The sequence below is a fragment of the Streptomyces sp. NPDC001157 genome, from assembly GCF_053598255.1.
Window position 1 is genome coordinate 82,606 of sequence record NZ_JBSFJW010000020.1, and the last position, 19,055, is coordinate 101,660.

21 protein-coding genes and 1 pseudogene are annotated in these 19,055 nt (G+C 68.6%); 7 read left to right on the forward strand and 15 right to left on the reverse strand.

Features of this window, described 5'->3' with window-relative positions; genetic code table 11:
- Window positions 1-9: 9 nt before the first annotated feature.
- Complete coding sequence (locus ACWDAG_RS29385; protein ID WP_450698567.1) at window positions 10-741, forward strand: lysophospholipid acyltransferase family protein; 732 nt, start codon at window positions 10-12, stop codon at window positions 739-741.
- 75 nt (window positions 742-816) lie between these two features.
- Here the strand turns inward: ACWDAG_RS29385 and ACWDAG_RS29390 are convergent, their stop codons facing one another.
- The 8 genes from ACWDAG_RS29390 to ACWDAG_RS29425 form a co-directional block, all read right to left on the reverse strand.
- Window positions 817-2,421 carry an alpha/beta hydrolase gene (locus ACWDAG_RS29390; RefSeq protein WP_450698568.1) on the reverse strand — a complete coding sequence of 535 codons (1,605 nt, stop codon included), beginning with the start codon at window positions 2,419-2,421 and terminating at the stop codon, window positions 817-819.
- Window positions 2,422-2,551: 130 nt separating this feature from the next.
- Window positions 2,552-3,319, reverse strand: coding sequence for an urease accessory protein UreD (locus ACWDAG_RS29395; RefSeq protein WP_450698569.1), 768 nt, complete (start codon window positions 3,317-3,319; stop codon window positions 2,552-2,554).
- A complete protein-coding gene (gene ureG / locus ACWDAG_RS29400) occupies window positions 3,307-3,984 on the reverse strand; it encodes an urease accessory protein UreG (protein ID WP_450698570.1) in 678 nt (225 codons plus the stop codon). Before ureG ends, ACWDAG_RS29395 begins: the two co-directional genes overlap by 13 nt.
- A gap of 165 nt (window positions 3,985-4,149) precedes the next feature.
- The gene (locus ACWDAG_RS29405) at window positions 4,150-4,824 is read right to left on the reverse strand and encodes an urease accessory protein UreF (protein ID WP_450698641.1); all 675 of its coding nucleotides are present in this window, start codon (window positions 4,822-4,824) and stop codon (window positions 4,150-4,152) included.
- 43 nt (window positions 4,825-4,867) lie between these two features.
- Entirely contained in the window at window positions 4,868-6,589 is a 1,722-nt protein-coding gene (locus tag ACWDAG_RS29410) for an urease subunit alpha (RefSeq protein WP_450698571.1), read from the reverse strand.
- On the reverse strand, window positions 6,582-6,893 hold the full coding sequence (locus ACWDAG_RS29415) for an urease subunit beta (RefSeq protein WP_450698572.1): 312 nt from the start codon (window positions 6,891-6,893) through the stop codon (window positions 6,582-6,584). Before ACWDAG_RS29415 ends, ACWDAG_RS29410 begins: the two co-directional genes overlap by 8 nt.
- Before the next feature lie 10 nt (window positions 6,894-6,903).
- Entirely contained in the window at window positions 6,904-7,206 is a 303-nt protein-coding gene (locus ACWDAG_RS29420) for an urease subunit gamma (RefSeq protein WP_010355509.1), read from the reverse strand.
- An 87-nt stretch (window positions 7,207-7,293) separates the two neighbouring features.
- Complete coding sequence (locus ACWDAG_RS29425) at window positions 7,294-7,944, reverse strand: TetR/AcrR family transcriptional regulator (protein WP_450698573.1); 651 nt, start codon at window positions 7,942-7,944, stop codon at window positions 7,294-7,296.
- A 115-nt stretch (window positions 7,945-8,059) separates the two neighbouring features.
- On the opposite strand from ACWDAG_RS29425, the gene ACWDAG_RS29430 reads away from it, so the two are divergent.
- Window positions 8,060-9,073, forward strand: a complete 1,014-nt coding sequence (locus ACWDAG_RS29430) for an ABC transporter permease (protein ID WP_450698574.1) — start codon at window positions 8,060-8,062, stop codon at window positions 9,071-9,073.
- Window positions 9,074-9,142: 69 nt separating this feature from the next.
- On the opposite strand, the gene ACWDAG_RS29435 is transcribed toward ACWDAG_RS29430, so the two are convergent.
- From ACWDAG_RS29435 to ACWDAG_RS29455, 5 genes and pseudogenes are all read right to left on the reverse strand, one after another.
- Window positions 9,143-9,430: a type II toxin-antitoxin system Phd/YefM family antitoxin gene (locus ACWDAG_RS29435; RefSeq protein WP_450698575.1), complete on the reverse strand. Its 288-nt coding sequence runs from the start codon at window positions 9,428-9,430 to the stop codon at window positions 9,143-9,145.
- Between the two features lie 174 nt (window positions 9,431-9,604).
- Entirely contained in the window at window positions 9,605-9,817 is a 213-nt protein-coding gene (locus ACWDAG_RS29440) for a hypothetical protein (RefSeq protein WP_450698576.1), read from the reverse strand.
- Between the two features lie 60 nt (window positions 9,818-9,877).
- The gene (locus ACWDAG_RS29445) at window positions 9,878-10,819 is read right to left on the reverse strand and encodes a terpene synthase family protein (RefSeq protein WP_450698577.1); all 942 of its coding nucleotides are present in this window, start codon (window positions 10,817-10,819) and stop codon (window positions 9,878-9,880) included.
- 411 nt (window positions 10,820-11,230) lie between these two features.
- Window positions 11,231-11,404 carry a hypothetical protein gene (locus ACWDAG_RS29450; protein WP_450698578.1) on the reverse strand — a complete coding sequence of 58 codons (174 nt, stop codon included), beginning with the start codon at window positions 11,402-11,404 and terminating at the stop codon, window positions 11,231-11,233.
- A 438-nt stretch (window positions 11,405-11,842) separates the two neighbouring features.
- A pseudogene (locus tag ACWDAG_RS29455) lies at window positions 11,843-11,999 on the reverse strand (IS30 family transposase); the annotation flags it as partial.
- 69 nt (window positions 12,000-12,068) lie between these two features.
- Between ACWDAG_RS29455 and ACWDAG_RS29460 the strand changes: the two are divergent.
- Entirely contained in the window at window positions 12,069-12,272 is a 204-nt protein-coding gene (locus tag ACWDAG_RS29460; protein WP_450698644.1) for a hypothetical protein, read from the forward strand.
- A gap of 101 nt (window positions 12,273-12,373) precedes the next feature.
- Here ACWDAG_RS29460 and ACWDAG_RS29465 read toward each other — a convergent pair whose 3' ends face one another.
- Window positions 12,374-12,778, reverse strand: a complete 405-nt coding sequence (locus ACWDAG_RS29465; protein ID WP_067253666.1) for a winged helix-turn-helix transcriptional regulator — start codon at window positions 12,776-12,778, stop codon at window positions 12,374-12,376.
- 144 nt (window positions 12,779-12,922) lie between these two features.
- On the opposite strand from ACWDAG_RS29465, the gene ACWDAG_RS29470 reads away from it, so the two are divergent.
- Window positions 12,923-13,795 (forward strand): SDR family oxidoreductase, encoded by an 873-nt coding sequence (locus tag ACWDAG_RS29470; protein WP_450698579.1) that lies wholly within the window; start codon window positions 12,923-12,925, stop codon window positions 13,793-13,795.
- Window positions 13,796-13,823: 28 nt separating this feature from the next.
- Here the strand turns inward: ACWDAG_RS29470 and ACWDAG_RS29475 are convergent.
- Window positions 13,824-14,890 (reverse strand): IS630 family transposase gene (locus ACWDAG_RS29475; RefSeq protein WP_450698580.1). Its coding sequence is split into 2 segments (ribosomal slippage): window positions 13,824-14,444 and window positions 14,447-14,890, totalling 1,065 coding nucleotides; the frame shifts between segments, so codons are not numbered across the junction.
- A 1,249-nt stretch (window positions 14,891-16,139) separates the two neighbouring features.
- Between ACWDAG_RS29475 and dacB the strand changes: the two genes are divergently transcribed.
- The 3 genes from dacB (at window position 16,140) to ACWDAG_RS29490 (ending at window position 18,666) form a co-directional block, all read left to right on the forward strand.
- Complete coding sequence (gene dacB, locus ACWDAG_RS29480; RefSeq protein WP_450698581.1) at window positions 16,140-17,468, forward strand: D-alanyl-D-alanine carboxypeptidase/D-alanyl-D-alanine endopeptidase; 1,329 nt, start codon at window positions 16,140-16,142, stop codon at window positions 17,466-17,468.
- Between the two features lie 517 nt (window positions 17,469-17,985).
- Complete coding sequence (locus ACWDAG_RS29485) at window positions 17,986-18,351, forward strand: hypothetical protein (protein WP_450698582.1); 366 nt, start codon at window positions 17,986-17,988, stop codon at window positions 18,349-18,351.
- Between the two features lie 39 nt (window positions 18,352-18,390).
- The gene (locus ACWDAG_RS29490) at window positions 18,391-18,666 is read left to right on the forward strand and encodes a hypothetical protein (RefSeq protein ID WP_450698583.1); all 276 of its coding nucleotides are present in this window, start codon (window positions 18,391-18,393) and stop codon (window positions 18,664-18,666) included.
- The last annotated feature ends 389 nt before the right edge of the window (window positions 18,667-19,055 follow it).

Here is a 19,055-nt window from a genome sequence, read left to right on the forward strand (position 1 = left end):
AGCGACCTTTTGTTCTACTACGTGCTCAAATACGTGTTGCTGGGACCTCTGCTGAGACTGGTCTTCCGGCCTCGCATCGAAGGCCTCGAACACGTACCGGCCGAAGGCCCGGCGATCGTCGCCGGAAACCATCTGTCCTTCTCGGACCACTTCCTGATGCCCGCGATCCTCAAGCGCCGCATCACCTTCCTCGCCAAGAAGGAGTACTTCACGGGCCCCGGCATCAAGGGCCGCCTGACGGCGGCCTTCTTCCGCAGCGCCGGGCAGATCCCGGTCGACCGCACCGGCAAGGAAGCGGGCCAGGCCGCCATCCGCGAGGGCCTCGGCGTGCTGAGCAAGGGCGAACTGCTCGGCATCTACCCGGAGGGCACCCGCTCGCACGACGGCCGCCTCTACAAGGGCAAGGTCGGGGTGGCGGTGATGGCCCTGCGGGCCCAGGTGCCCGTCATCCCCTGCGCGATGATCGGCACCTTCGAGGCCCAGCCGCCCGGCAAGGTCATCCCGAACATCCATCCCGTCGTCATCCGCTTCGGCAAGCCCCTCGACTTCTCCCGCTATGCGGGCATGGAGAACGAGAAGGCCATCCTGCGCGCCATCACGGACGAGATCATGTACGCGATCCTCTCGCTGTCCGAGCAGGAGTACGTCGACGAGTACGCGGCCGTCGTCAAGGCACAGCAGACGGAGGCGGCCGGTGCCGCGGAGAAGGAGCGCCGCTTCCCGCGGATGCCGCTGGGTTAGGACGGGTCGAGTACGAGGAAGGGGCGGCCGGAGTGTTCCGGGCCGCCCCTCACTTCGTACTGGTAAGGCTGCCGGTTACGGCTTGGGCGTGGCGTGCGGGGTGCAGGTCACGTCCGCGGCGTCCAGCTTGCCGCTCAGGAGGTAGTCGTCCACCTTCTGGTTGATGCACGGGTTGACCAGGCCGGTCACGCCGTGCGAGCCCGCGTCCTTCTCGGTGATCAGGCGGGAGCCCTTGAAGCGGTTGTGCAGCTCGACGGCGCCGTCGTACGGAGTGGCGGCGTCACGCGTGGACTGCACAATCATGACCTGCGGCAGACCCTTGTGGGTCTTGACGTTCACCGGGCGCTGCTGCTTGACCGGCCAGGTGGCGCACGGCAGGTTCATCCAGGCGTTGGCCCAGGTCATGAACGGGTAGTTCTTGTTGAGCTCGGTGTTGTCCTTGTCCCACTTCTTCCAGCTGGTGGGCCACTTGGCGTCGGTGCACTCGACGGCCGTGTAGACGGCGTTGCCGTTCTCCGCGGTGATGTTGCCCGCGGTGTTCGACATGTCGGGGGCGGCCGCGTCGACCAGCGCCTTGGTGTCACCGGCGAAGTACTTGCTGAAGGCCGTCGCCACCGGAACCCACGAGGAGTCGTAGTACGGGGCGCTCTGGAAGAAGGAGATCAGCTCGGCCGGGCCGACGACCCCGCCGAGGGGGCTCTTCTTGGCGGTGGCGCGCAGCTCGAGCCACTTCGCCTGGACGGCGTCGCGCGTGGTGCCGAGGTGGAAGGTGGCGTCGTTGGCGGCGACCCAGTCCTCCCAGTCCTTCCAGCGGCCCTCGAAGGCGACGTCCTGGTCCAGGTTGGCCTGGTACCAGATCTTCGACTTCGACGGGTTGACGACGCTGTCCACGATCATGCGGCGCAGATGGCCGGGGAACATGGTGCCGTAGACGGCGCCGATGTAGGTGCCGTAGGAGACGCCCAGGTAGTTGAGCTTCTTCTCGCCGAGCGCGGCACGGATGACGTCCAGGTCGCGCACGGTGTTGGGCGTGGTCATCTGCGAGAGCATCGCCTTGCCGGTGCGCTCGGCGCAGCCCTTGGCGTACTCGGCGGCCAGCTTGCGCTGGGCCAGCTTGTCGGCCTCGGAGTCCGGCACCGGGTCGGCCTTGGGCGCCTTCACGAACTCCTGCGGGTCGATGCAGGAGATCGGCGCGGAGTGGCCGACACCGCGCGGGTCGAAGCCCACGAAGTCGTACGCCTTGGCCACGTTGGCCCACACCGGGTTCTTGGTCGTGACCCGACGCGGGAAACGCATGCCGGAACCGCCGGGGCCACCCGGGTTGTAGACGAGCGCACCCTGGCGCTCCTCCTTCGTCCCGGTGTTGCCGATGCGGTCGACGGCCAGCTTGATCTGCTTGCCGTACGGATGCGCGTAGTCGACCGGGACGCTGACGTACCCGCACTGGATGGGCTTCTCAAAACCCCAGTCGGCCGGGCAGTCCTGCCAGTCGATCCCGGCCTTCGCGGCCCGCTCGGCCGCGATGGCGGCACCGCGGGCCTCGCGGTCCTGCCCGTGCCGCGTGCCGCCGGTCGCGCTGGCACTCGGCGCCGCGACGGCGCCGGCTATGAGCGTCGCCGCGGCGAGCACTCCGGCCGAGCCGAGCGCGGTGGCCCGCTTATTTCGTCTGATATCCCTCAAGTGGGACCTCCCCCAACATCATTGCGATTGTCAGAGGGATCCTTTCGGCTGTGGACATGCCGAGAACAGGGGTCGTTGACCTTCTTTACCAATCCGATAAACGGAGACCCGTGTCCCGCTCAGCGGAACCTCACGCCACGGCGGCCAGTGCCTCGTCCAGCACCCGCCGCAGCCGCAGGGCATCGGCCGCCACGGCACTGACGAGCACGGCGGGCCCGGCGAGCGGCATCACCACGGCTCTCTCCCCCACCACCCGGGCCGCGACGGGCTCCACCGCGAACTCGGGCCGTACGACGACCAGTTGCCCCACGGCCCGGTGCCCGTCCAGCACGGCCGGACCGTCCCACCCGCCCGGCGCTCCGGGCCCGCAGGCCAGCTCCTGGTCGAGAAGCACCCGCCCCTCGACACACACCGTAAGACGACTGGTCAGCCGCCCGGGTTCCTCCCCGGCCCGACCGAGCACCTGCTCCTCGCGCAGCACGAGCCGAGCGGCACCGCCGAGCTCGACCCGCGTCCTGACATACAGGTCGCTCCCGTGCGCGGAGATCAACTGCTCTGGCAGCCACTCCAGTTCGCCCCCGTCGGCGACGTCGAGCCGCACGTCGTAGCGCGCCTCGCCCTTGGCCTGCCCGGGCAGCGCGATGGTGGCGGCCGCCGACCCCACCCGCAGCTGTGCCCCGCTCTCCACCTCGGCCCGGACGGCGAACTGGTCCCCGCCGAGCGGCCCGCTCATCGCCCCGACGAGCATGACCCGTGCCTCGGCACCGCTGCCCCGCGTCCGCCGCAGCGCGAGCGGCCCCTCCCCCTGAAGCACGGGCAGAGCGGTACCGCCTCTCCCATCGTCCCGGGCGACGATCCGAGCGGTGGCCCGCACCCCGCTCACGGTCACGCCGTCCACGCGCCGAGCTGCGCCCGCACCCACCCGGCGACGTCCTTGACCCCGCCCTCGCTCCGGAGCGACTGGAAGACGACAGGCAGTTCGGCCCGCTGCGCCTTCGCATCGGCGGCCATCCGCCCGAGATCGGAGCCGACATACGGCGCGAGGTCGGTCTTGTTGACGACGAGCAGATCGGCCGTGGTCACCCCCGGCCCGCCCTTCCGCGGAATGTCGTCACCACCCGCCACATCAATGACGAAGATCTGCGCGTCGACAAGCCCCTTGGAGAAGGTCGCGGTGAGATTGTCCCCACCGGACTCGACCAGGATCAGATCCAGCGGCCCGACCTCGTCCTCCAGATCCTCCACCGCCTCCAGGTTGGCGGAGATGTCGTCCCGGATCGCGGTGTGCGGACAAGCCCCCGTCTCCACAGCGGTGATCCGCTCAGGAGGCAGCACAGCTTCCCGAAGCAGGAATTCGGCGTCCTCGCGGGTGTAGATGTCATTGGTCACGACGGCGAGGGAGAGCTCGTCGCGCAAGGCCCGGCACAACGCCGCAACGGTGGCGGTCTTGCCCGACCCGACGGGCCCACCGAGCCCGATCCGCAGGGCCCGCCGCGAGCCGTCGGGACGACGGGCGTCGGCACTGACGGCGGCGGGGCCGTCGTGGTTGTGGTCCAGATGCATAGCTGTGGCTCCTATTTCAGCCCGTCCGGAACCATTTCAGCCCGTCCGGCGTTTGAGGACGAGGCCGTTCAGGCCGATACGGGGGTCTGGGGGCAAAGCCCCCAGGGTCGGGAACGGGAAGGGGCGGCGGGGGCGCGGCATCCATCAGCGGCTCCGCCGCGGGCCCTACGACGCGAACAGCCGCACAGCCCAGGCGGCATGCACCTCCGCAGAGATCTCCAACAAGGGCGCGGAAGCCGCAGGCAGTGCATCGACCCCCTCGTCGACAACGACCCGCGCCGCCTCCACCGCCCGATCCGCAACACGATCCACCTCCGGCGCCAGCCGAGCCAGCACCCCCGTCGCATCGAACGGATCAAGACTCAGCAACCGCACCGTCGCACTCGCCGGCCCACTCACACTCTCGTAAGCCGCGCAATACGCCGCATCCACGGCCTCCAGCCCCGCCGCCCGAGCGGCAACCCCGAGCACCACCGGCTGATGCGCCCCCTTCGGGAACTCCCGTGCCAGGGCGTCGAGTTCGCCCGAGGGCCACGCAGCGCGAGCGGCCCGCATCAACTGCCGCCCCAGCTTCCGCCCAGCCACCCGCAACGCAGGCGACGGCGTCCGCGCATCCGCGGCCGCATCCAACGCCACGGGGTCCACGCCGAGCACGGTGGCGGCCGCCAGTGAGGCCGAGACCAGCCCCGCCGTGTGCAACCGCCCCCGGCAGAAGGACTCCAGGCTCGCGGCCCCACTGATCCGCCCGGCCTTCACGGCCGCCTCGGCCCCGCCGGAGTGCGCATGCCCTCCGGCGGGAAAGCGCCCGTCGGCCAGAACGAGAAGAGCTGCCCTCGACATCACGACCACGCCATCGGAAGAGTCATCAGTACAGGAAGCGTCATCAGAACAGGAAGTACCGCTGGGCCATGGGCAGTTCGGCGGCCGGCGTCGCCTCGACGAGCTCCCCGTCGATGTGCACGGCGAAGCTGTCGGGATCGACCTGCACCCGAGGACGCGCGTCGTTCTCCCTCATGTCGGCCTTGGTCACCCCACGCGTCGAGTCGATCGCGACGAACCGCTTCCCGAGCGAGAGCCGCTCCGGCAGCCCGTCCTCGATGGCGAGCGGTGCCACGAAGTTGAAGGAGTTCGACGCGGGCGCCCGCCCGATCGCCCCGTACATCGGCCGCGGCAGGATCGGCTGCGGTGTCGGGATGGACGCGTTGGCGTCGCCCATCTGCGCGTAGGCGATCTGCCCGCCCTTGACGACCAGGTGCGGCTTGACCCCGAAGAACGCGGGCTCCCACAGCACGAGGTCGGCCAGCTTGCCGGTCTCCACCGACCCGACCTCCCGGGCAAGGCCCTGCGCGAGCGCCGGATTGATCGTGTACTTGGCCACGTACCGCCGCACCCGCCGGTTGTCGGCGCGCCCGTCGCCCGGCAGCGCCCCGCGCCGCCGCTTCATCACGTGCGCCGTCTGCCAGGTCCGCATGACGACCTCGCCGACGCGTCCCATGGCCTGGGCGTCGGAGGAGATGATGGAGATGGCGCCCAGGTCGTGCAGGATGTCCTCCGCGCCGATGGTGGACGGCCGGATCCGCGACTCGGCGAACGCCAGGTCCTCCGGCACCGCCGGGTTGAGGTGGTGGCACACCATCAGCATGTCGAGGTGTTCCTCGGCGGTGTTCACGGTGAACGGCCGCGTCGGGTTCGTCGAACTCGGCAGCACATGCGGCTCGGAGACGACGGTCATGATGTCCGGCGCGTGCCCGCCGCCTGCACCCTCGGTGTGGTACGCGTGGATGCCGCGCCCGCCGATCGCGGCGAGGGTGTCGCCCACGAATCCGGCCTCGTTCAGCGTGTCCGTGTGTATGGCGACCTGGATGCCGGTCTGGTCCGCCACGGTCAGCGAGGCGTCGATGACGGCGGGCGTCGAGCCCCAGTCCTCGTGCAGTTTGAGGCCCAGCGCCCCGCCGCGGATCTGCGACAGCATCGCCTCGTGCGAGACGGTGTTGCCCTTGCCCAGGAAGCCGATGTTGAGCGGGTACTGCTCCATCGCCTCCAGCATCCGGGCTAGGTGCCAGGGACCGGGCGTGACCGTGGTGGCCTTGGAGCCCTCGGCCGGTCCGGTGCCGCCGCCCACCAGTGTGGTGACGCCGGCGGACAGCGCCTCGTCGGCGATCTGCGGGCAGATGAAGTGGACGTGCGCGTCAATGGCGCCGGCGGTGAGGATCCGCCCGTTGCCCGCGATGACCTCGGTCTCGGGACCGATGACCAGGTCGGGATGGACGCCGTCCATGGTGTCCGGATTGCCCGCCTTGCCGATCCCGGTGATCCGTCCGTCGCGGATGCCGACGTCGGCCTTGACGATCCCCCAGTGGTCGATGATCACCGCACCCGTGATGACGGTGTCCGGGGTGCCCTCCGCACGCGTGGCACGCGACTGGCCCATGGACTCCCGGATGACCTTGCCGCCGCCGAACACGGCCTCGTCACCGGCGAGTGAGGGCCCGCCGGAACGATCCTCCTCGATCTCGACGATCAGATCGGTGTCGGCGAGCCGGATACGGTCACCGGTGGTGGGGCCGAACAGGTCGGCGTACACGGCACGCGAGATCTCAGGCATCGAGGGCACCTCCGGTCTCCCCGCGCAGCCCGGGCACCACACGGGCGCCCGCGAGCGGGACGAGTTCGACGTCGACGGGGATCCCGGGCTCGAAGCGCACGGCCGTACCCGCGGGGATGTTGAGCCGCTTGCCACGGGAGGCGGCACGGTCGAAGTCCAGGCCGGGGTTGGCCTCGGCGAAGTGGTAGTGGGAGCCGACCTGGACGGGCCGGTCGGCGGCGTTGAGGACGGTCAGCCGGGTGACCTCGCGGCCCTCGTTGTACACAACGGGCTCGTCCGCGAACAGGATCTCGCCTGGAATCATGGAGGTCCCCTCAGACGATCGGGTCGTGGACGGTGACGAGCTTGGTGCCGTCCGGGAAGGTCGCCTCGACCTGGACGTCGTGGATCATCTCGGGGATGCCCTCCATGACGTCGTCCCGGGTCAGGAGCTTGCGCCCGGAGGCCATGAGCTCGGCGACCGTACGGCCGTCACGGGCGCCTTCGAGGATGTGCGACGTGATGAGGGCGACCGCCTCGGGGTGGTTGAGCTTGAGCCCGCGGGCCCGGCGCTTCTCGGCGACGTCGGCCGCCACATGGATGAGCAGCCTCTCTTGCTCGTGCGGGGTCAGTTGCACGTCCCACCTCACAGTCCTCACCCGGACCGTGCGGGGTCCGGTTGCCGCAGCCACGGGGCAAAGTCCCTGGTGGCGTGGATCGGCAGGCTAGTTGGACCGAGTTTCAAGCAAGTTAACCGAGCTGTGATCCTGCACGCTCATCAACGCCCGTAGACCATCTCGCAGGACGTCACTCGAAGCGGGCCCGAACAGGGCCTGCTGCGCGAGGAAGCCCATCGCGGCGGCCATCATCGTGCGGGCCACGTCGTCCGGGGACACGTCCGACCGCATCATCCCGGCCTCCTGGTACGCCTCGGCGATCCGCCCCCAGGTCTCCCGCACCGCGCCGTACCCCTCGCGCAGCAGGGCCGCGAGCCGGTCGTTGCGGAGGGTCTCCGCCCACACCTGGATGACGAGCCCGGGAAAGGCGGGCCGCCCGTCCACGGTCAACGACTCCTTGGTCGCGAGGACGCGGCCGAGCACCGACGACACCAGGAGGTCCGGAGGCAGGGGCGGGCTGCTGTCGGCCTCCTCCTCGAAGCCCTGATGGACCTGGCCGAGCACTTCGGCGACGATCGCGGCGATCAGCTCCTCCTTGCCGCTGAAGTAGCGGTAGACGGCACCCGCGGAGAGGTCGACCTCCTTCAGCACGTCCTGCATGGACGTGGCATGGAAGCCGTTGCGTGCGAAGCACAGCGCGGCGCCGTCGAGGATCTGACGGCGGCGGGCGTCGAGGTGTTCCTGGGATACACGGGCCATGACCCCAAAGTAAAACGAACGTTCCTTCTTGACAAGCACCCACGGACGGCAGGACGGTGGTGACACACCTAAAACGAACGATCCTTCTTTTTGACTCCCGTCCGGAGAGGAAGCCATGTCCGCCACGTCCGCTACCCCCGCAAGGACACAGACCCGCCGCCTGATCGCGGTCGTCGCCCTCGTCCCGCTGCTCGCCGCCCTGGCGCTGTGGGCCTTCGCCTGGCCCGCCGCCCGCACCGCGCCCCGCGATCTGCCGCTCGGCGTGGCCGGGCCCGCCGCGGCGACTGTCCAGGTGGAGAAGCAGCTGGCGCAACACCGTGGTGCGTTCGAGATTCACCGCTACGCCGATGAGGCCGCCGCCCGCGACGCCATCGAGGACCGGACCGTATACGGCGCGATCGTCGTCACCGCCCAGGGCCCCGAGCTGCTGACCGCGTCGGCCGCAAGCCCCGTCGTGGCACAGATGCTGCAGCAGGCGGTGGCCCGGCCGGGATCCGCCGACGGCACGCAGGTCAGGACGGTCGACGTCGTAGCCGCCCCGGAGAACGACCCTCGCGGCGCCGCCCTCAACGCCAGCGTGCTGCCACTGGCTCTGGCCGGGATCGCCGCGGGCTCGGTGGTGAGCATGGCCGGACTGCGCGGCCTGCGCGCCGTCGCCGCACTGATCGGGGCCGCCGCGCTGGTCGGCGCGTCCGCGGCCGGCCTCGCGCACAGCTGGCTCGGCGCGCTCACCGGCAACTGGTGGGCGGAGGCCGGCGTACTGGGCCTGGCGACGCTGGCCGTGAGCGCCGCGGTCGCCGGACTCGCCGCCCTGTTCGGCCGGGCCGGCATCGGGATCGCCGCGGGCACCGTGATGCTGTTCGGCAACCCCTTCTCCGGCGCGTCCTCGGCCCCACGGATGTTGCCCGAGCCGGTCGGCACGATCGGCCAGTGGCTGCCGCCGGGCGCGGGGACGACCCTGCTCCGCTCGGTGTCGTTCTTCGACGGCGCGGCAGCGACCGGCCCCGCCCTGACCCTCACGTGGTGGGCCCTTCTGGGCCTGGGCGCCGTACTGCTGGGCCATGCGCTCAAGGCGCGGGCGCGGACCACCGAGCCCGCCGCCGAACGGAACCTCGCCCCCGTCGGCTGACCCGCCCTCGCGCCGAACCGACCGTGCACCCCCGCCGTAGCGGAGGGGGGTGCACGGTCTTTGCGTCTTCTACGAGGCGCCGGTTCCCCGATGGTGTGCCGCGATGCCGAAGCGCTGCTGTTCGCGAGGAGCGGACGCCACCTCGCGGACGGTGGAGACCGAGCTGATCACCTGCTCCTCGGCGGGCTCCGGGGGTTCCTGCAGCGCCTCCAGTCGCTCCAGGTCAGCGGCGGAGACCAGGGCGACGAGGGGCTTTCCGTGCCGGGTCACGACGACGCGCTCACCGCCGTACACCACCCGGTTGATCAGATCGGCGAGCTCAGCCCTGGCTTGCGTCACCGGAATCTCGTAGGCCATACCCCCTAGCTTACGGGCCGTCCGTCCCGTCCGTGAGATCCACTGTGTACGGGAAAAGTCCAGGTCAGGGGCGGTGCGGCCGCCGTCTCACACCCAGGCCGTGATCCCGCCCGGCGGGCGATGGCCTGGCGCCTGTTGTCCAATTCGCAACCTTGTCGGCAGGTAGTTCCGCCTTCACCCTTTCCCGGTCAGTTGACGATCAGAGGGGGAAAGGTGCCGTTCGGCAGTGCGGACAGAGAACTTCTTCGGCAGGTCGGCCACCAGCTCAACCAGCTCACAACCGACCTCGCCGCACTCAGGCAGCAGGTTACTGATCAGCAGCACGCCATCGACCAAGCCCGTCAAGACACCGACGCCGCCATCACCACCGGTCTCGCCGAGATACACACCGTCAGTCCCGCCCCGGCCACAAACTCAATGCACGCGCCACGGTAGCGGCTCGGGGTATCAGCTGAAGGCTGACCCGCAATTGATCACCGGTCCGGCGATGCTGTCGGCGGCGCGATCTGAGGAGTCGAGGGCGCCGTGGTAACGGGCGGTGCGGGAACACCAGTCGTAGTTGCCGCGGATGGCAGCCCGCATCCCTTGGGTGAACCGGGCAACGTTGGTGCGAGCGTGAGCGGGCATTCCGAGGGTTTCGTACAGCAGCGGCAGTTGTGCCTCGGCTGTCAGGAACTCCTGCATCCAGTTGTTGATCATGCGATTCGTGATCCTCAGCGCCTCTGGACGGCTGCAGGCTTCCTGCCGTTCCAGGACGAGGACGAGATTGTGGTGATCGCCGTGGGCTTCTTCCTTGGCGAGGGAGTACACGTCGTTGACGATGTTGATGTTCTGGTTGGCGGCGTCCCGCATAGTGCGCAGCAGGGGGGCGTTGTACGCGGTGGCGGGAACCTCGCAGCGCCAGATGCGTTCGACCGCATCCCATAGGGGTGGCATGAACCCGCTGGCGTAACGCAGTTGCAGATATTCCTCCACGTCGGGCTCGACAGCGTCACGGCGATGGAGGGCTTCTTGGACTTGGGCCTGAAGGTACTGGTCCCAGTGTCGTGCTGCACGGGAACGCCAGGCGGGAGACATCCCGTCCTGCTCGCGGGCCCACAGGTCGGCGAAGGCGACCGCGACGGGGGATGCCCCGCGCAGGGGGGTGCCGGGTGCCGAGTGCACCAGCTCGCGCAGGGTCTCGATGTGGGCCTGGACGGCTTGCGGGTCGCGGCCCAGCGCACCGTCGAATTGGTCGTCGAAGGTGCAGAACCAGCCCACGAAGCTGCACCCCAGGTCCAGGTCCGGGCTGCTGCAGGCGTGAAACCAGCGGGCGGCGACGTCTTCGGGGTGCCAGCGGCGGTAGCGCGCGACACTCGTTTCGCCGGCCAGCAGTCCGGTCCGGCGCATCCATGCGATGTGGCTGCGGCAGCCTCGGGATGGCGCTCGGGCGGGATCGGCATCCAGATCCCGTCATCCGTTCTTCGGCGTGTCTGCCGTGTGCGCTTCCCGGCCGGAGCCGCCCCGTCCTGGTCCTGTTGCGTGGACAAGGGGTTCCTCCTGCGGGGCCGAAACCGCACGGAGGGCTCGCATGCGGCCAGGGTGCGCAGCGGACCTGCGGGTTCGGCTGCGACCAGTACATCAGGCCGCGCGGTCGGCCAATAGGCACATCGGGGGCTCTCTGTGGTGAGCGCCGGATCTGGAGTGCTGAGCCAGTACCAACCGTTGGTACATCGTGCGCCGTAGACCGGCGATGACGCCGTTGACCGGAGTTGCCCCACCGCTGGTCGGCGCCGTCCCAGTCCCGACCGCCGGGGCCGGTCAGTGGGTGGCGAACTCGACCAGCACCAAGCCCCAGGGCGCGAAGATCACTGGAGTTGATATGAGCAAGCCCATCCTCCAGGAGGTCTTGGACCCGATGAAGACGCAGAACAGCGCCATCAGGACGGTGTAGATCAGAAAGGCGTATGCGATGACCCCCGCACCCGAACCCACCGTGCCTCCTCGTGAGATGTGCCGCGCGGACGACGGCAGCGCCTTCCCGACCCCAACAATTGAACATGTTCAAATTTTGCGGGTCAAGCGCCGGAAAGATTGCCTACTGAAGCTGGCGCGGGCAACTGGCCGATGCCGTGGGGCGGGCCGCCGTGGCCATAGGTGCTTCGGCGTCTCGTGCTACGTGCGCCGGTGCTCTTGCTGTCGCGGGCACACGAGTCGGTGCGGATCGCGACGTGATGGGCGATCTCGACTTCAACCGGGTCGAGGCGTTGCGTGCCATACCTGGCGCCGACGGCCGCACTCTCCTCGCCAGCGTGGCCGCTACGGGCTCGTCCGGCTGTGGGACCCCAACACCCGCGAGCCCGTTGCCAAGCCACTTCGCGCCCACAACCGGGGGAACGAGAGGTAGCGGCCCGAGACAGTCAGGTTGATCTACGGCATCCCGCCGGCAGGTCGGAACCATCGGGACCCCACCGCGGGGGCCGCTCCGACGGTGACCGCCGCGTCCTCACTGCTCAGCCCCTTGGTGATCTCACCCCCAGAACAGCCGCTCGATCTCCCGCCGGATCGAGGGCCGGCCCGGCGCCTTCATCGGCGATCACCCCGTCAACTCCGTCACCCAACCCGCTGGTCGTCCCACAACACACCTCGCTGATCGGGCATGTTGCTACGACTGGTTGAATCCGGACAGTTCACTTCCTGGGTCTTCGGCGAGCGGATCCGCTCCGCCGACCTTCTGGCGTCGTTCGGCACCGTCGGGGACGGCCTGGACAACGCGATGATGGAGCCCTCAGCGCTCGGCTACCGCACCCCCATCGAGTACGAACCACTCTCACAAGACACCATCCCGGCTGCCGGTTACTGAGGTTGAACTCGTGATGTCGCCGGGTGGCTTAGGTGGGTCTGATTGTCGGGCCGGTCTCGGCGAGGCGGCCGTCTATGACCCAGACCGCTGGCCGCCGCTGACTACCTGGTGCGCTCAGTGCGGTCGTCGTACTCTTCGCGGGCGGTGATGACTTCTTCGATGTGCAGCACGGACCACTCCGTGAGCGCCTTCAGCGGTTCCCGTAGCGTCTGGCCGAGCGCGGTCAGCTCATACTCCACGTGCGGCGGCACCTCTGGGTAGACGGTCCGGCTGACCAGCCCGTCGCGTTCGAGGGTGCGCAGCGTCTGGGTGAGCATCTTCTCGCTCACGCCCGCCAGCGCCTGCCGGAGATGACCGAACCGGGAGGTCCCGTTCCGGCCGAGTTCGCCCAGCACGAGGACCGCCCACTTGCTGCCGATCTGGTCGAGCAGGTCCCGCGACGGGCAGCCGCGCTCGTACGGATCGAATGAAGGCATGGGCCCGGTCACGTTCTCGACAGCAGCCATACGGCTCACCTCAATGCTTTCGCTGCGGTAAGTACCCTACCAAGAAGTGGCTACTCCCCAACAGAGAGTGTCCAGGTCATTCTGTGTTCCATCCCGCCGCGGACCGACCGCGGCAGGCGTGCAAGGCACGCGCGGAAGGAAGGAATGACCATCATGCCGATCGTCGTCACCGGAGCCACCGGCCAGCTGGGCAGGCTCACCGTCGAGGCACTGCTGCGGCGCGGGATCCCGGCCGCGGACATCATCGCGACCGGCCGGGACATCGCCGGGATCAAGGATTTGGCCGACCGAGGCATCACGGTACGCCGCGCCGACTTCGCGGACACCGACGGCCTGGCCGAGGCATTCGCGGGGGCGGAAAGGCTGCTGCTGATCTCGGCCTCGGTCCCCGTGAGCGAGCGGGTCGCCAACCACCGCCGCGTGATCGACGCCGCGGCGTCCGCAGGCGTGTCGCTAGTGGCGTACACGAGCACGACGCACGCGGACACGGCCACCACCGTCATCGGTGCCACGCACGGCGAGACCGAGGAGTATCTGCGGGACCGCGGAATCCCCAGCGTGCTGCTGCGCAACGGCTGGTACCTGGAGAATTACACCAGCCAACTGCCGCAGATCCTGCAGAACGGCGCGGTCGTCGGCGCCGCAGGCGAGGGGCGGATCAGCGCTGCGTCCCGCGCCGACTACGCCGAGGCCGCAGCGGTCGTCCTCACCGCTGAAGGCCACACCGGCGCCGTGTACGAGCTCGGCGGCGACGAATCCTTCACCCTGACTGAGCTCGCCGCCGCGATCTCCGCTGCGGCCGGAAAGCAGGTTACCTACGTTGACCTCCCAGTGGCCGACTTCGCTCAGGTACTGGCCTCCGCGGGCCTACCCGCCGAGCTGGCGGAGGTCCTCGCTGACGCTGACCGCGGTATGAACCGCGGCGAGATGTACACCGACTCTGGCGACTTGCGCCGCCTGATCGGCCGCCCGCCCGTGACCCTGGCCGAGGCACTCGCGGTCGCCCTGCATGACTGAGGTTGAACTTGTGATGTGGCCGGGTTGCTCAGGTGGGTCTGATCGTCAGGCCGGTCTCGGCGAGGCAGCCGTCTATAAGTTCGCTGCGGTACTGGATGTGCCGTAGGCCGCGCCGGATGCACTGGACGAGGTGTTCGGGGGTGCTGAAGGCGACGTTGGAGAGCCAACCGCGTCGCAGGAGGGACCAGATCCCCTCGACGGGGTTGAGGTCGGGTGCGTAGGGCGGCAGGTAGTAGATGGTCAGCCAGTCCCGGGCCTCGGCGAACTTTTGCAGGTCGGCGGCCTTGTGGACGTTGAGGTTGTCCCAGACGAGCACGATCGGGCCGCCGAGCTGCTGGTGTGCTGCGATCAACAGGTCCCGGTAGTCGCGCCAGGAGAAGCTCTTGCGCCCATCGCGACGGCCGTCGTCATGGCGGGGCCGGTAGATGAGCCTGGAGCGGCGACCGGGTTTGTAGCAGGTCAGCGCGGCGATGGAGATCCGTCTGCGGGAGCGGCCGCGGACCCGCACCACCGGGGTCCGGCTGCGCTGCGACCAGGTCTTCGCGTGCGGCGGCGTCATGGAGAATCCGGCTTCGTCCTCGAAGACGAGCCAGGCTCCACAGGCCGCCGCGAGTCTTCCGCGCAGGGCCACACCTCCTTGACCCACCCGGCCACCACCCCGTCGTCCCGCTCCATGGCCCGTCGGGCCGGGACCTGCCAGGACCAGCCGTTACGCGCCAGCAGTTTCCGCACGCCCTGGATCGTGTAGGCCATGTGAAAGCGCCGACCAATCACCGTCTTGATCCGCGCCAGTGTCCAGCGCTGGTCCTCCCAGCCGTGCGCGGCCGGCCCCTTGGCCAGCTCCGCCTCCAACTGCGCGAACTGCTCCTGACTCAGCCTCGGCAGCGATGCTGAGCCCTGCGACCACAGGGCCCGCGGACCGCCCTCCTCCCACTTCTGCCGCCACCGTTGTACCGAGCGGACGTTGACGCGCAGGGCCTTGGCGATGACCGAGCTCGCCTCGCCCTGGGCGAACCACTCGGCCGCCTTGAGTCGTAACTCCTCGCGGAACTGCTGCCGTTCGGCAGTCAGCCCGCCTCCTTGTGGATACCGCATGCCCCGGTGATACCGCATGGGCGACGAGCCATCAGCCCCTACGACACCACGAGTTCAACCTCAGTAGACACCGAGACGGGAACCCAAGAAGCTCCTCCCGCGGCTGTTCTCCGCCGCCGCTCAGCTCGTGAACACGGTCGCCGCCGCCGGCTCCGTTTCACCACGCAATGGCCCTCGACCGACGAGATCACCCGGGCAATCGACCGGGCCATCAACCTGCCCCAGCCCCGAAATGACCACACCTCGCAAACATGAAGTCCCCGTCAGCACACCGACGAGGACTCACGAACGATCGAGATTAAGGAGCGTCAATTTCGTGGACGAAAGAAGTGCTTACCCTCCGGCCGGTTTATCCACCGAACGGGAGAATGAGCTCACGTCGTGACGAACACGCGCAACCTTTCGGCTCAAATAATCCGTGCACGCAGAAAACTGGATATCCCGCCCTGCGCGGGCCGACCTCCGCAGGGCCGGCCCAAGCTCACAACGAATGGAAGGCCTTCGACCACGACCACGATGCCGAATGTCCGCTTTGGTCCACTGTCTCACTATATGCCCACGGCACTCTCAGGCATGCACTGAGATTGATTGCAGCCATGAAGTGGGGTGGAAATCAACCCTCCGCCTGTCATCGTAGATGGCAGCAGGCCCTGGCTCGTCCAGGTGCCTCGACGTATGGCCGGGGGCGGACTCGCGTTCGCGAGGAGATGCCCGACGTTTATCAGATGCCCCCGAAAGGGGCAATCAGGAACGGCCGGCAGCATCGGACGGCACTTTTCATCTGCAAGAGAGGAAAAACTGCGTGCACATGCCGTCGCGCCATCGCACCAGGAGTTCTGCGCACACCCTTGACCGTCTGCCGTCTTGCGGCAGCGCCCTTGGCTTTTGCGGCCGCGCCGGTCGGTATAACGGGCCCCTTGGAAGCAACGGTTCCCTTCGAATTCGTGAACCTGCCGACACGGGCCCCTCCGGGTCAGGGCAATCACATTTGTTCACGGGTTTCCCACCGCAACGACTCGACGGCCGACCAGGTCGCGGCCCCGCAGATCGAGCGGGATACGGACGGTTCCTGCGCGGCAGTGCCCGCACCCGCCCTCGCATCACCTGCCCCTTGGGGGCGGCCCGCCTCCATGCAAGTACCGCAGGACAACGTACTTCAACAGTCAAGTACTGTTCGCAGACTCGATGAGTTCAACCTGACTGTCTGCTCAACCGCCAATCCCCCCACTCCACTTCGGGAAGATTCCACGTGTCCAGTTCCACAGGCCGTCACCGTAAGCCCAAGCCCGCCGGCGTGGCGGTACGCCGTGCCCTCGTCGTCGCTGCGAGCGCGCCGGTCGCCACCGCCATGCTCCTCGGCCAGGGCTCCGCCTTCGCCGCCGATCAGCCGACGACCGCAACGGCCCCCGACCACATCGCCGACTCCGCGGACGAGCAGATAGCCAAGAACCTGGACACCCGCGTCCAGAACGCAGCCTTCACCAACTCGACGTTCAGCGGTCTCGTCATCGACGAGGCGAGCGGCAAGACGGTGTGGAACCACAACGGGGACACCGTGTTGATGCCGGCTTCCAACGCCAAGCTGGCCACCGCCACCGCCGCGCTGACCGTCCTCGGCCCGAACCACCGCTTCACTACCAGGGCCCTCTACAACGATGGCGTCGTCACGCTTGTGGGCGGCGGCGACCGGCTGCTGAGCACCGCCGACCTGACCTCCATGGCCGCCGACGTGGTCTCCCACCTGCAGTACGCCGGGGTGAAGTCGGTCCAGGTGCAGGTGGACGACAGCCTCTTCCCGGAGCCCGCCCTGGCCCAGGGCTGGGATCCGAGCTACTTCACCGATGTCATCCCGCCGGTGCGCGCGCTCTCGGTCGACGAGAACTTCACCCAGGACACCTCGCTCGACGCGGGCCAGGTCTTCGCCAAGCAGCTCACCGCCAACGGCCTGACCGTCACCGGCAGCATCACTCGCGGTACGGTCCACCCCGGCCAGGCCCTCCCGTTGGCCGTCCACCAGTCCCCGACGGTCGCTGACACCGTCCACCGGATGCTCAAGAAGAGCGACGCCCAGATCGCCGAGTCCCTGCTGCGGATGACCGCCCTGCACACGGGCCGCCCCGCCACCTTCGAGGCCGGCTCCGAGGTGGTCACCGAGGTGCTGCGGAACTACGGCATCTCGTTGGAGAATTTCAAGCTCTACGACGGCAGCGGGCTCTCCCGCGAGGACCGGATCTCCGCCGAGACCGTCGCCCAGATCCTGGAGACCGACGCCGACCCCCGAAACAGCATGATCCTGCAGCCCGTCATCGACGGCCTGCCGGTCGCGGGCGAGGCGGGCTCCACGCTCGACACCGCGCTGGACCGCTTCGACACACCGGACTCCAAGTGCGCCGTCGGCAAGGTGATGGCCAAAACCGGCACCCTGACCGGCGCGATAGCGCTGAGCGGGCTCACCCGGGGCTCCGACGGCCAGTGGAAGATCTTCTCCTTCATCGAGAACGGCTCCACCGCCAAGACGACCGACATCCGCCACGCAGAAGACGGCCTCGCCGCGACCGTCAACGGCTGCTGGGCCTGACCAAGGACATCCGACGGGCGGGCCCGAAAGGCCCGCCCGTTCTCCGTATCCCGTCGGCCTCTCGTGCCCCTCGGCCGACAGAGCTGTACAACGGGCACTGTGCCGTTCCCGCATTCTGCGCATTCTCTCTGCAGCCCGGTGTACAGAGCCGTAAAGGTCGCGCGGCGAGCCCGGCGGGCAGCGCGATCCGAAGCCCGGTGCGAGTACTCACTGTCTCGCGCCAATCCGGCAAATCGCACGGCAACTGCACCGGAGCCTCTTCAGCATCACGCAACTCGGTGATGCGTCCGCATCTAGCGTGTCTGTGACTGCCGTGACTCGCAGTGATAGTTGCCACTCGCGATGATGGTTGGCCAGTGCGGGGCGCCTTCGCCATGGGCCCCTGAGTCGAATCCACTTGATGCCACCGGGGTCGATGGCGCACTGTTCGAGTGACGTTGAACGAGGGACGCGAAAGGGAGTCGATCGCGCCTCTGGGTGGCGCGGTGACGCGGAACATTTCGGTGGTGGGGGTGTTGTGGCCGGGCGAATACCGAGGCGGGCGCGCCTGCTGGGCCTGGCCACGTTGTTCCTGGTGGGCTCCACGGTCGTGTTCCTGGGCCTTGAGGGTGGCGGTGGCATCCTGCTGCACGTCACGCAGAGCATCTGGCTGGCGCTGCTCGTGTATCCCGTGCTCTATCTCCTGGCGTTCCTTCTCCTCGCGCTGATGGTGCCGGACATGGAGGAGCTTGAGGGCTGGTCCAAGGGCTGGGGCGTCCTGGCGATGATCGTGGTGCCCATCGCTGCGGTGGTCGTGACGTACCAGACCTGCTCGGGCCTGGACGAGAGGGCGCTGCACGCCCGAGGCCGGCAGGAGCGGGCGACGGTGACCGACGTGTACTGAGTCGACCAGGGTGCCGATCCGCCATCTCACGTCGCGCAGTTGGCCGATCCGTCGGGACAGCCGTTGCCGGGCAAGGTGTCCGGGGACGGCCTGAAGACCGGCCAGACCGTCACCGTCACTGTCGATCCCCGGGGGGAGATCCCGGTGCTGCTGGGCACTCCTTCGACAGGTTCAGGGAACTTCCGGACCGCGGGCATCGCCGCGGGCGTCGAGATCCTGTTCCTTGCATGGGCGGCCTACCTGGGTGCCGCAGACCGGCTGGCCACGAAGACGACCGACAAGCCCACGCAGAGGCCCGACGACGTTCGGACATGACGTACCTGCGGCAACGGCCCCAAGGTTCCTCAGCTCCTGCCCGAGCCGCTGCCGAGAGCCGCAGTCGGCAACATTCGACCCGTGCCAGGCGGCGGCTCCACGCTCGCGACGAAGTCGGGGCTGCAGTGGCCGACCGTCTCTGAGCGAACTGGCCGACCGTCATTGAACACACCCTGCTCACCGGCGGTCTTGTTGCTGTCCGTGGCCACCTGTCGTTGGACGTCACGACTGCATGGCGACCCGTCCAAGTGCGTGGCCGAGAACGGCCGTCCGCGACCGGCGCCGGGCTTTGCAAGAGGAGACACTGCGTGATCCCGCATGGCGCAGGCGACCACGCCGAGCAACATCCCGCCAGGCATACGTGACCAGGTGCGATGTTCGAGGTCCGG